At 69.8% G+C, this 10,760-nt stretch carries 10 protein-coding genes; 9 read left to right on the top strand and 1 reads right to left on the bottom strand.

Going from position 1 to position 10,760, the window contains the following annotated elements; all coding sequences use genetic code 11:
- Window positions 1-828, top strand: an 828-nt coding sequence (locus D473_RS0116190) for an LVIVD repeat-containing protein (RefSeq protein WP_017610104.1), incomplete at its 5' end; no start/stop codon positions are given.
- Between the two features lie 30 nt (window positions 829-858).
- On the opposite strand, the gene D473_RS0116185 is transcribed toward D473_RS0116190, so the two are convergent.
- Window positions 859-2,109 carry a folylpolyglutamate synthase/dihydrofolate synthase family protein gene (locus D473_RS0116185; RefSeq protein WP_026127023.1) on the bottom strand — a complete coding sequence of 417 codons (1,251 nt, stop codon included), beginning with the start codon at window positions 2,107-2,109 and terminating at the stop codon, window positions 859-861.
- Between the two features lie 112 nt (window positions 2,110-2,221).
- Here D473_RS0116185 and D473_RS0116180 point away from each other — a divergent pair, with 112 nt between their 5' ends.
- The 8 genes from D473_RS0116180 to rodA all read left to right on the top strand — a co-directional run bounded on the left by D473_RS0116180 (window position 2,222) and on the right by rodA (window position 10,681).
- A complete protein-coding gene (locus D473_RS0116180) occupies window positions 2,222-3,610 on the top strand; it encodes a bifunctional folylpolyglutamate synthase/dihydrofolate synthase (protein ID WP_017610102.1) in 1,389 nt (462 codons plus the stop codon).
- A 31-nt stretch (window positions 3,611-3,641) separates the two neighbouring features.
- Window positions 3,642-4,013, top strand: coding sequence for a DUF4233 domain-containing protein (locus D473_RS0116175; protein WP_017610101.1), 372 nt, complete (start codon window positions 3,642-3,644; stop codon window positions 4,011-4,013).
- 186 nt (window positions 4,014-4,199) lie between these two features.
- The gene (gene ndk, locus D473_RS0116170; protein ID WP_017610100.1) at window positions 4,200-4,604 is read left to right on the top strand and encodes a nucleoside-diphosphate kinase; all 405 of its coding nucleotides are present in this window, start codon (window positions 4,200-4,202) and stop codon (window positions 4,602-4,604) included.
- Window positions 4,605-4,877: 273 nt separating this feature from the next.
- The gene (gene mreB / locus D473_RS0116165) at window positions 4,878-5,912 is read left to right on the top strand and encodes a rod shape-determining protein (RefSeq protein WP_017610099.1); all 1,035 of its coding nucleotides are present in this window, start codon (window positions 4,878-4,880) and stop codon (window positions 5,910-5,912) included.
- 1 nt (window position 5,913) lies between these two features.
- On the top strand, window positions 5,914-6,813 hold the full coding sequence (mreC, locus tag D473_RS0116160) for a rod shape-determining protein MreC (RefSeq protein ID WP_017610098.1): 900 nt from the start codon (window positions 5,914-5,916) through the stop codon (window positions 6,811-6,813).
- The gene (gene mreD, locus D473_RS0116155; RefSeq protein WP_017610097.1) at window positions 6,810-7,370 is read left to right on the top strand and encodes a rod shape-determining protein MreD; all 561 of its coding nucleotides are present in this window, start codon (window positions 6,810-6,812) and stop codon (window positions 7,368-7,370) included. Before mreC ends, mreD begins: the two co-directional genes overlap by 4 nt.
- Window positions 7,371-7,373: 3 nt before the next feature.
- Entirely contained in the window at window positions 7,374-9,500 is a 2,127-nt protein-coding gene (mrdA, locus tag D473_RS0116150; protein ID WP_017610096.1) for a penicillin-binding protein 2, read from the top strand.
- Window positions 9,500-10,681 (top strand): rod shape-determining protein RodA, encoded by a 1,182-nt coding sequence (gene rodA, locus D473_RS0116145; RefSeq protein WP_017610095.1) that lies wholly within the window; start codon window positions 9,500-9,502, stop codon window positions 10,679-10,681. The genes mrdA and rodA overlap by 1 nt, the downstream gene beginning before the upstream one ends.
- Window positions 10,682-10,760 lie beyond the last annotated feature (79 nt).

The raw sequence follows: 10,760 nt of genomic DNA, 5'->3' as shown, positions 1-10,760 counted from the left end.
GAGGAGTTCCCGAACTGTCAGCCCCCGCACGACAAGATCTCGATCATCGAGGTCCCGCTCGACGACCCGGCCTCCGCGGCCGTCGTCAACGAGCCGGTGCTCTTCCCCGACGGCGGAAACGAGGACCAGGAGGACCTGTTGCGCCCCACCGAGGGCTGCCACGACATCACCGCGCTGCCCTCGGAGGACGTCGCGGCAGGCGCGTGCATGGGTGACGGCATCCTCATGGACATCAGTGACCCGGTCGAACCCGTGGTGACCGAGGTGATCCAGGACGAGAACTTCGCCTTCTGGCACTCGGCCACGTTCACCAACGACGCGAACACCGTCCTGTTCACCGACGAGCTCGGCGGCGGTGGCGCACCCACCTGCACCGAGGAGATCGGCCCCGAGCGCGGCGCCGACGCCGTCTACACCATCGAAGGCGAGCTCAGCGACCCGACCCTGGAGTTCGCCAGTTACTTCAAGATCGACCGGCACCAGGGCGAGGAGACCTGCGTGGCCCACAACGGCTCGCTCGTCCCCGTGCCCGGGCAGAACTTCTTCGTGCAGTCCTGGTACACCGGCGGCGTCTCGGTCATCGACTTCAACGACCCGCAGAACCCGCGCGAGATCGGCTACTTCGACCCCGACTCCCGCATCGACCCGGACGTCCAGGACGGCAACACCTGGTCGGCCTACTACTACAACGGCCACGTCTACTCCTCCGACATCGCCCGAGGACTCGACGTGCTCGAGCTCGACGACCCGCGCCTGCGCCCCGCGGAGAACGTGACCTACGACGAGTTCAATCCGCAGTCCCAGCCGATCTACGACACGAGCCGCTGAGATGACCGCAGGGGTGGGCCCGCGTCGGGCTCACCCCTGCTCGAACAGGGTGTCGGTGGCGGCCTCCACCGCTTCCAGGGCCCTGCCGGTGAAGTAGACCGTGCCCAGCGCCAGGACCCGCTCGCCCAGCGCCGAGACGGTCTCCGGGGTGACACGGTCGGCGTCGGTGCGCGCCCAGTGGTCGGGCAGAGCGTGGTCGAACCGCAGGTGCGCCTCGGGCAACCGCACGGCGGTGACCGGGACCCCGGTGAGCGCCGCCTCGGCCCCGTCGACGTCCTTGTGGTCGGGCAGGCACAGCAGCACGTGGTCGACCCCGCCCCACAGCTCGCGGGCGTGGGCGAGCGCGGCGGCCACCCCTTCGCCGTTGATCGCCGAGTCCACGATGATCTCGCCGCTGTGCCCGGGCACAGCGTGCCGCGACAGGCGGGCCGGGAGCCTCACCCCGCCCAGGACGCGGGCGAGCCGGTCGGCCGGGGCGCTCTCTCTGCCCATGAGACCGAGCATGCGTTCGGCCGCGGCGACCCCCAGCACCCCGGAGGCCGCCGACAACCCGGGCGGCCGCAGATCCGGCGGCGGCCAAGCGCCCTCGGAGCCGGGATCGACCGTCTCGGCCCGCACCACGTCCCCGGTCGCCTCGGTCAGTGCGGAGCCGACCGCTTCCTCCACCTCGGGTGTCTGCGGCAGGCTCACCAGGTTCCGGGTGTGCGCTCCGGCCACCCGGGCCTTCTCCCGCGCGATCTCGGGCACCGTCCCACCCAGGACACCGAGGTGTTCGCCGAAGACCTTGCCCAGCGCCACCACCTCCGGCCCGATCAGACGCAGCTCGTCGCGGTGGCCGCCCATGCCCGCCTCCAGCACGCACACCTGCGCCCCCGTGTCGCGCGCGTGCAGCAGTCCCGCGATCAGGAACATCCCACTGGGCGCCAGATACCCGTCGAACTCCGAGACCGGGGCAAGTGAGCGGCGGGCCTCCTCCAACGCCGACGCCAGGCCGGCCAGCTCCTGTTCGGTGATCGAGGAGCCGTCCCGGCGCACCCGCTCGCGGTAGGAACGCAAACTCGGCCCGGTCACCAGTACCGTTCCGGTCCCTGATGCGGCCAGTGCTGCCGCGGCGTAGGTCGCGGCGGTGCCCTTGCCCTTGGAACCGACCACCCCCAGCACCGGCACCTTGTGCCGGTCCAGCTCCAGTTCGCGCATGAGCGCGGCAGCACGTTTCAGGGAGCGCCTTTGTCCGGGGCGTCGGGCGGACCATTCGGCGAAGAACGGATCGAGTCGCGGCATGGGCCCAGTATGACGGTGCGAGATCGGCCACCGAACCCGTGCCCCGGGCGGGGTCCCAGGTGGTGGCACGTAAACTGGCGCCCGTGTACACGCCGACGATCATCGAGAAACCATGACCGAACCGAGCGCTCAGGAGCGCTACGCCGAGGTCACCGCGGAGATCATGTCCCGCGCGCCCGAGTCGGAGATCGATCCGACCCTGGAACGCGTGCGCACCCTGCTCGACCTGCTGGGTGAACCGCAGCGCTCGTTCCGGGTCATCCACGTCACCGGCACCAACGGCAAGACTTCCACGGCCCGCATGATCGACGCCCTCGTCCGGGCGCGGGGTCTGCGGGTGGGCCGTTACACCAGCCCGCACCTGCGCACCATCCGCGAACGCATCGTCGTGGACGGGGAACCGATCTCGGAGGAGGCCTTCGTCCAGGCCTACGAGGAGATCCGGCCCTTCGTGGAGATGGCCGACTCCATGAGTGAGACCCGGCTGTCGTTCTTCGAGATCCTCACCGTCATGTCCTACGCCGTCTTCGCCGACGCACCCGTGGAGGTCGCCGTCGTCGAGGTCGGTATGGGCGGGCGCTGGGACGCAACCAACGTCGTGGAGGCCGACGTGGCCGTCCTGACCCCGATCGCGGTCGACCACACCGAATACCTGCCCGACACCCCCGAGGGAATCGCCGAGGAGAAGGCCGGCATCATCAAGCCGGGCTCGATCGCTGTGGTGGCGCAGCAGCCCCTGCCGATCGCCGAGGTGCTCATGGAGCAGGCCGCCGAGATCGGCGCGACCGTGACCCGCGAGGGTCTGGAGTTCGGCGTGGCCTCGCGCGAGGTCGCCGTCGGGGGCCAGCAGGTCGCCCTCAGAGGGATCACCGCCAGTTACGACCAGGTGTTCCTGCCGCTGTTCGGTGAGTACCAGGCGAGCAACGCGGCCGTGGCAGTGGCCGCGGTCGAGGCCTTCTCCGCCGGGAGCGGCGACGGGCCCGCCCTGGACCCCGAGGTCGTGGGGGAGGCCCTGACCGGGACCGAGGCCCCCGGACGCCTGGAGGTCGTGCGCACCAGTCCCACCATCCTGGCCGACGCGGCGCACAACCCGGCCGGCATGATCGCCACCGCCGAGGCCGTGGAGGAGGCTTTCTCCTTCAGCCGGCTCGTCGGTGTGGTCGCCATCATGGCCGACAAGGACGTGGAGGGGATTCTCGTCCCCCTCGAACCCGTCCTCGACGAGCTCGTCGTGACCCGCAACTCATCACCGCGCTCGCTGGACCCCGAACGTCTGGCCCTGGTCGCCGAGGAGCTCTTCGGTGAGGACCGCGTCCACATCGCGCCCCGGCTGGACGACGCCATCGACCTGGCCGTGGGCCGGGCCGAGGACGACGGGGAGTTCGGCGGCGCCGGTGTGCTCATCACGGGCTCGGTGGTCACCTCGGGCGATGCTGTGCACCTGCTGCGCGGCTCGGCCGAAGAACGCGCCTCGAACAGGCGCGGCGACCCCGACTCCTAGCGGCCCCCACCAACAGACGAAGGGAACTCCCGTGCGCACTGTCGCCGCTGTCGTCCTCGTGTTCGAGGCCATCGTGATCGGTCTGGCCGTCCCGGTGGCCATCAACCTGGGCGGGATCGCACCCGGCCTGGCCGCGGGACTGTGGGGCGGTATGGCCCTGGCCGCGCTGGTCCTGTCGGGTCTGCAGCGTTTCACCTCGGGGCACTACGCCGCCTGGGCGCTGCAGGCCGCCGTCCTGTTCAGCTCCTTCTGGGTGGACGGGATGCTGCCGGCGGCGATCGTGTTCGTGTCGCTGTGGGTGGTCGGTGTGATCATGGGCCGCCGCACCGACGATCGGGCCGCGGCCGTGCGGGCGGCGTCGGAAGAGGGCGCCGGAGCCTCTGTCTCCAGCACTTCGCAGTAGGAAACGCGATAGTCTGGCGCCGGTCGCGGGTCCTGGGCGACCGGCGCGGTGGACACCCCTTCCCGCGTCCCGTCGGGGCCTGTGGACCCAGCCGATCCCTTCCTTCTTCCGCGTGCGTACGACGCCGTGGGCCGAACCGCCCATGTGCGCCACGCGGGGAGTCACCAGTGAGGAGTTGACACGCACGTGGAGCGCACTCTCGTTCTCATCAAGCCCGACGGTGTCCGCCGCAACATCGTCGGCGAGGTCATCTCGCGCATCGAGCGCAAGGGCCTGAACATCGTCGCGATGGACATGCGCACCCTCGACGGCGACACCGCCAAGAGCCACTACGAGGAGCACTCCTCCCGCCCGTTCTTCGGGTCGCTGGTGGAGTTCATCACCGGTGGTCCGCTGGTCGCCATGGTCGTCGAGGGCGAGCGGGCCATCGAGGCCTTCCGGTCCCTGGCCGGTGCGACCGACCCGGTCACCGCTGCGCCCGGCACCGTCCGCGGTGACTTCGCGCTGGAGGTCCAGCAGAACCTCGTGCACGGTTCGGACTCGACCTACTCCGCCGAGCGCGAGATCAAGCTGTTCTTCCCCGACCTGTAGGTCGGAACGCGGCCCGCTGGGCCGTGTGACCGCCGCCCAGCGGCGGATCGTGAGCCGGCCGGGGCGTGGTGACCACGCCCCGGCCGAGTCGTCTCGGGCCACGGCCCGTCCGACGGCCACGTCCTCAGTACGGGGCAACAATTCGGAGTGTTTGCGTAACGGTCTAAGTGCAGACCGTTACCATATGTGGGAATCAACACCCAACGTGCCGGATCGACTACCTATGGTCGCACCGTGCAACCACGTCCGACACGGCGCCTCTGAGGACGTTACATGCCGAACAACCTTGCTTTTCTCGGCCGGGACATGGCCGTGGACCTTGGCACCGCCAACACGCTCGTGTACGTGCGCGGGCGCGGCGTCGTTCTGAACGAGCCCTCGGTCGTCGCGGTCAACACGGCCACCGGAAAGATCGTCGCGGTCGGCATCGAGGCCAAGCAGATGATCGGCCGCACGCCCACCAACATCTCCGCCATCCGCCCACTCAAGGACGGCGTCATCGCCGACTTCGAGATCACCGAGCGGATGCTGCGTTACTTCATCCAGAAGATCCACCGGCGCCGCCACTTCGCCAAACCGCGTGTCATCGTCGCGGTGCCCAGCGGCATCACCTCGGTCGAACACCGGGCCGTCAAGGAAGCCGGCTACCAGGCCGGGGCGCGCCGCGTCTACATCATCGAGGAGCCCATGGCCGCTGCCATCGGCGCCGGGCTCCCGGTCCACGAACCCACCGGGAACATGGTTGTGGACATCGGCGGCGGTACCACCGAGGTCGCCGTCATCTCCATGGGGGGCATCGTCACCTCCCAGTCCATCCGTGTCGGCGGAGACGAACTCGACCAGGCCATCACGACCTTCGTCAAGAAGGAGTACTCCCTGATGATCGGGGAGCGCACCGCCGAGGAGATCAAGATGGCGGTCGGCTCGGCCTACCCCACCTCCGCCGAGGAGGTGCACGCCGAGGTGCGCGGCCGCGACCTGGTCAGCGGCCTGCCCAAGACCATCGTCATGTCGGAGTCCGACGTGCGCCTGGCCATCGAGGAATCGGTCACCGCCATCGTCGACGCGGTCCGCACCAGCCTCGACAAGTGCCCGCCCGAGCTGTCCGGTGACGTCATGGACCGCGGGGTCGCCGTCACCGGCGGCGGTGCACTGCTGCGCGGGCTCGGCGACCGGCTCCTGCACGAGACCGGAATGCCCATCCACTTGGCCGACAACGCGCTGGACTCCGTCGCGGTCGGGTCGGGCACGTGCGTGGAGAACTACGAACGTCTGCACCAGGTCCTCGTCACGGAACGGCGGCGGTGACATGTTCCGCGATTCTTCGAGGTCCCGGCTGACCTTGCTCGCGCTGGTCGCCGCGGCCGTGGTCCTGCTGGTCCTGGACGGGCGCGCGGGCACCGATCCCGTCACCGGCACGGCCCGGGCGGGGGCCGAACTCGCCTTCGCCCCGATCGCCGACGGCGTGAGCCGGGTCACCGGGCCGGTCGCCACTGCGTACGAGGGCGTACGGCAGGGGCCCGGGGCCGCCGAGCGCATCGCCGAGCTGGAGGAGGCCAACGCCGGGCTCGAGTCCGAGCTCCGGTCCGCCGAGCTCGACGAGGGACGGGCCGAACAACTCGAGGACCTGCTCCATCTGTCCGGCCTGGGCGGGTACGAGATCGTGCCCGCCCAGGCCATCACGCACGTCACCTCGCAGGGCTACGAGCACACCGCCACCCTCGACGCCGGTACCGGCTCCGGCGTCGAGAAGGACATGACGGTCGTCAATGGCCGAGGCCTCGTCGGCAAGGTCGTCCAGGCCGGAGCGCGCACCTCCACCGTGCAGCTCGCCACCGACCACAGCTCGTCGGTCGGCGCACGCCTGGAGGGTTCCGGAAAGATCGGCGTCGTCGGCGGCGCCCGGGTGCCCGGCGCACCCGAAGCCGACCTGACCTACGAGCTCTTCGACATGGAGGCCCAGATCGAGCCCGGCGACCGCATCGTCACCCTGGGCTCCCACGAGGGCGCGCCCTTCGTGCCCGGGGTGCCGATCGGCACCGTCGAGGAGGTGCACGTCTCGCCGGGCGCGCTCAGCCGGGTCGCGGCCATCGAACCCGCTGTCGACCACGCCTCGCTCGACGCCGTCGGGGTGGTCGTGGGCGGTCCCGACGACGATCCGCGTGACTCGTTGCTGCCGCCCGAACCCGACCCCGAGGGGGACCGATGAGGGCAGCTCTCACGTTCGCCATGGTGACCATCGTTGTCCTGGCGCAGACCACCGTCGTCAACCGGCTGCCGTTCGACTGGGTCGCCGGCCCCGACCTGGTGGTGGCAGCTGTCGTCGTGGTCGCCCTCACCACCGGGCCGGCCGCGGCCGCCGGTTGCGGGTTCGCCGCCGGGCTGGCCCTGGACGCCCTGCCTCCGGCCGAACACACGCTGGGCACCCACGCGCTCCTGATGTGCGCGGCCGGTTACGTCGTCTCGCTGCTGTACCGAAACACCGGGGCCCCTGGGGGCCTGGACAGCCGGGTCTCTGCCTGGACCGCTCTGGGCGTGACAGCGGTGACGGCCCTGGGTATGGGGCTCAGCTTCGCGGCGATCGGCCTGCTCACCGGCGACCCGGGTGTCGACCTGACCGACGCGGCCGTCACCGTCGCTCTGGGCACGCTCGCGACCGTGATCGCCTCGCCCCTGGTCGTCCTGCCGATCCTGTGGACGCGCAACGCCTTCGCCGAGATCGACTTCGCAACCGTCCAAGGGCCCATGACACCAAGGGGGTGGTGACCCGTGCACAAGCCACCGGTCGACCCCGCACTGCCCGGACCGCGCCTGGGACGACTCGGACTCATCCTCGCCCAGGTCGTGGTCGTGGCTCTCTTCGCCGCCTTGGGCGCACGCCTGTGGTACCTGCAGGTGCCCATGGCCGACCACTACCGTGAGCTCGCCCAGGCCAACCACCACCAGGAGCTCGTCGTGCCCGCCACCCGCGGGCAGATCCTCGACTCCAGCGGCCGCGCCATGGTCAACAACCGTACCGAGCTGGTGGTCTCGGCCGACTACCACGAACTCCAGGGCATGGACGACGGAGGAGAGAAGGTCCTCACCGAACTTTCGGGGGTCCTCGACGTGCCCCTGAAGGACCTGAAGCAGCGCATGCGCCTGTGCGGCCCCGAGGTGGAGCGGCCCTGCTGGCCCGGCTCTCCCTACCAACCGGTCACCCTGGCCGATGACGTGGAGGCGCCCGTGGCCCTGCAGATCATGGAACGCTCCGAGGACTTCCCGGGGATCACCGCCCAGGCCCAGGCGTTGCGTGAGTACCCGTACGGGGAACACGCCGGCCAGATCCTCGGCTACCTCCAGCCCGTCACCCAGGAGGAACTGGAGGACCGCGAGGAGCTGCGCACCCAGTTCACCGGTATCGACCAGGTCGGCCGGGACGGCCTGGAGGCGGTCTACGACGAAGAACTCCGTGGCACCCCGGGACTGCGCACCCTCGGCGTGAACAACCACGGCGAGGTCATGGACCTCATCTCCGAACGCGACCCGGTCGCCGGGCGCCACCTGATCACGCACCTGGACATGAACGTACAGAAGGTCGCGGAGCAGGCCCTGAAGGAAGGCATGGAGAACGCGCGGCCCAAGAACATCGCCGACTCCGGCGCGGCCGTGGTCCTGGACGTGAAGAACGGCGGGGTCGTGGCCATGGCCAGTCTGCCGACCTACGATCCGACCATCTGGGAGGGCGGGGTCGACCAGGAGACCTTCGACGAGATCCTCAGCGAGGAGGCCGGCGAACCGCTGCTCTCCCGCGCCGTGCAGGGCACCTACCCGCCCGGTTCCACCTTCAAGGTCGCCTCGATGCTGGCCGCCGTGGAGGACGGGGCGTCCTTGCGCTCGACCTACGCCTGTCCCGGTTCGGTGAGCCTGGCCGGGCAGAGCTACGAGAACTACGAGGGGTCGGCTCAGGGCACCATCAGCCTGAAGCAGGCCATCGTGGCCTCCTGCAACACCGTCTTCTACAACTTCGGTTACCAGATGTGGCAGAAGGACGGCGGCCTCCACCCGGAGGGCGAACCCGAAGAGACCATGGCCGAGACCGCGCGCGAGCTCGGCTTCGGCTCGCCCACGGGTATCGACCTGCCCTACGAGACCGGCGGGCGCATCCCCGACCGTGAGTGGAAGCGCACCTTCTGGGAGGAGACGCGAGAGGTCAACTGCGAGCGTGCGGAGAAGGGGTACCCGGACGTCGAGGACCCCTCGGCCGCCGCCTACATGAAACAGCTCGCCCACGAACACTGCGTCGAGGGCTTCGAGTGGCGCGCCAACGAGGCCATCAACTTCGCGATCGGCCAGGGCGACGTACTCGTCAGCCCGCTGCAGCTCGCCACCGCCTACTCCTCCATCGCCAACGGCGGCACCGTCTACGAACCGCGGGTGGTGCGCGCACTGGCCGAGGCCGACGGTTCCGGCATGGAGGAGGTCGAACCGACCGTCAAGGGCGAACTGTCCGCCGACGACGAGACTCTCTCCTACCTGCAGGAGGCACTGACCGAGGTGACCAAGTCCGGTACGGGTCGAGGGGCCTTCGCCGACTTCCCGCAGGACCGGGTCTCGGTGGCCGGCAAGACCGGTAGTGCCGACGCCCAGGGGCGGGAGGTCTCCTCGTGGTTCGCCTCCTACGCGCCGGCCGACGACCCGCAGTACGCGGTCGCCGTCATGGTCTCCCAAGGCGGTACCGGTGGTGAGACCGCCGCTCCCATCGCCTCGGAGATCTACAAGGGCATCTACGGGTTCGCACCCACCGAGGACTCCGAGGAAGTGGAGCAGGGCGAGCCGGTCCTGCCGGACGGCGTGCCGCACGACGAGCTCCCGACGATCCGTGACGACGGTTCCATCGAGACGCTGGAGCCCTGATGCTCAACGAGATGGGAAGGCCGCCCCGGCGGCCCCTCGAACTGCGCAGGACCGTCAACAGCACGGTCGGCGGGGCCCGCCGCCTGGACTGGATCCTGATCTCCGCCGTCGTGGCCCTGTGTGTGATGGGCGCGCTGCTGGTCTGGGCGGCGACGCTGCCCGGCGACGGCGGCGACCCGATGGAGTCCACCGAGCACCTGACACGCCACCTGGCACACCTGGCCGCGGCACTCGTGGTGGGTCTGGCGATCGCTTCGGTGGACTACCGCACCGTCCGCGCCTACGCGCCGTTGGTGTACCTGTTCACCCTTGCGGGCCTGGTGCTCGTGCTCACCCCGTTGGGCGCGGTCATCAACGGTTCCCGCGGGTGGATCGTCGTGGCCGGGTTCCAGTACCAACCCAGTGAACTGATGAAGGTCGGCATCATCGTGGTGCTGGCGACCCTGCTGGCAGAACCGCGCGACGACGAGACCCGGCCGATGAGCCGTGACGTGCTCTTCTGCCTGCTCGTGGTGGCCGCACCGTTGGCCCTGGTGGCCCTGCAACCCGACCTGGGCACCGCCCTGGTGCTGGTCGCGATCTTCCTCGGGATGCTCGTTCTCTCGGGCGCGTCCTTCATCTGGGTCGTCGGCATGCTCGCCTGCGGTGCCCTGGCGGTGGCCGCGGTGTGGGTCTTCGAGTTGCTCGAGCCCTACCAGATGCAGCGCCTGGCGACCCTGGTGGATCCGGCGGCTGATCCGCAGGGGGCCGGGTACAACTCCGCCCAGGCCCTCATCGCCGTCGGCTCCGGCGGGTTCGACGGCACCGGGTTGTTCGAGGGGGAACAGACCCACGGACGGTTCGTGCCCGAGCAGCACACCGACTTCATCTTCACCGTCGCGGGGGAGGAGCTCGGCTTCCTCGGGGCGTTCGCGATCATCGGACTGATGGCGACGATCCTGTGGCGGATCCTGCGCATCGCCCGCGCCTGCGACCTGCCCTACCCGCGCCTGGTGTGCATCGGGGTGGCGACCTGGTTCGGGTTCCAGTCCTTCGTCAACATCGGGATGTGTCTGGGCATGATGCCGGTGACCGGTATCCCGCTGCCCTTCGTCTCCTACGGAGGTACGGCGGTCATGGCCAACATGATCGCGCTCGGCCTGGTACTGGGTGTCAACTCGCGTGATCGCGGGTTCGAGTGACCCGGCCGCGTACTCCCGTCGAGGCTCTTCCCGGAAAATCCCCGGGGAGGAACCCGACGCGTCGGTACCCTGAGGGACC

This window comes from Nocardiopsis xinjiangensis YIM 90004 (genome assembly GCF_000341145.1).
Taxonomy (GTDB): domain Bacteria; phylum Actinomycetota; class Actinomycetes; order Streptosporangiales; family Streptosporangiaceae; genus Nocardiopsis; species Nocardiopsis xinjiangensis.
The sequence above is the reverse complement of the archived record's forward strand: the minus strand, read 5'-3'. Positions and strand labels throughout refer to the sequence as shown.